The organism is Viscerimonas tarda (assembly GCF_054601255.1).
Window position 1 is genome coordinate 1 of record NZ_BAAHWV010000134.1, and the last position, 1,153, is coordinate 1,153.

Here is a 1,153-nt window from a genome sequence, read left to right on the forward strand (position 1 = left end):
GCTTTGCCGGACGACATGTGGGCGACGGTAGAGAAAATTTACGACGCTATTCAGCAGTAAGCAAATGGCGCGGCAGGATATTCATGCGGATCCTCAGTACGGTGAACTGACCGTAACGGATAACCTTATTAACAAGCTTGTCCGTGAATTCGCCTTTTCAGGCAGTATCGAAGGAGAAGACAACGACAACTTCTGTTACGGGGAAATTACCGTTCCGCCGGGGTTTGAACGGAAGCTCGAAGGCAAAGCCGGCATCCATGTCCGGATACCGTATATTCCGGTATTTAAGGAATTGAAAATACGTTTCCGCATAGATTCAGGGGATGGCAGTACGCAGTATGTGGTCAATCCGACCGATAACAGCCGGTGGTTCCCGGTCTTTATGCCGGATGAGGCCGGCGGGAAAATCCCTGTCCGCCTGTCCGGATACCACACCCTGAATGATGACGGCGTTTTCAGCTTGGTCATGCAAGGCGGCTGCCTGCTGCTTTTCAGCGGCAATGAGACCGATCTGGAAATCAAAGCTTCCCTCGCCCAGAATGAAGTTTTTTTACTCAAGGCGATGGCGGGTAACCTCTACCAGCACCCGGTAACAGGCGTGGGGCTGATTGAGTTCCTGCACGGCAACTTTGAAAACAACTCTCTGGCGCAGAAGCTGCAACAGGAGTTTGAGAATGACGGTATGATTATTAGCGAGGCTTATATGGATTCCGCCACAGGGGAATTGTATTTAGACGTAAAAGAGAAAAATGGGTAAATACACCGTTACAGCCGGACAGAATATTTTCGACGCAGCCCTGCATATCTACGGCTCCATCGAGGGTATTACGGATTTGATGATGAACAATGCGGAACTCTCGCTTGCAAAGAAACTCAAGGCGGGCGATACGCTGGAATACTCGGACGGTTTTGTTATCCATTCCGATATTGTTGCTCATTACCGCATGAATAACATTGTTCCCACCAACGGCGAAAGAGGCGTGTATTTCAAGGAGCCTTCGTTTCCCAAAATAATGGCAGTTTTCGTGGACGGCAAACTCACTTCCGCAGGCTTTTCCGTTTCGGGAAACGGAAAAATGGAAATAGACTGGGGCGATAATTCAACTTTGCAAAGCGTAAACTTGTCCAATTCATTACAGAATATTTCACACGG

Annotated in this window: 1 protein-coding gene and 1 pseudogene; both read left to right on the forward strand. The window is 48.8% G+C overall.

Annotated features, from left to right (window positions below; genetic code table 11):
* Nucleotides 1-64: 64 nt before the first annotated feature.
* On the forward strand, nt 65-757 hold the full coding sequence (locus ACYPWY_RS16310) for a hypothetical protein (protein ID WP_459686605.1): 693 nt from the start codon (nt 65-67) through the stop codon (nt 755-757).
* Nucleotides 750-1,153: pseudogene (locus ACYPWY_RS16315) on the forward strand (hypothetical protein); the annotation flags it as partial. The gene ACYPWY_RS16310 and the pseudogene ACYPWY_RS16315, both read left to right, overlap by 8 nt.

Coding starts and splice junctions, on each gene's coding strand:
- ACYPWY_RS16310 (WP_459686605.1), top strand. CDS start 65: ATGGCGCGGCAGGATATTCATGCGGATCCTCAGTACGGTGAACTGACC.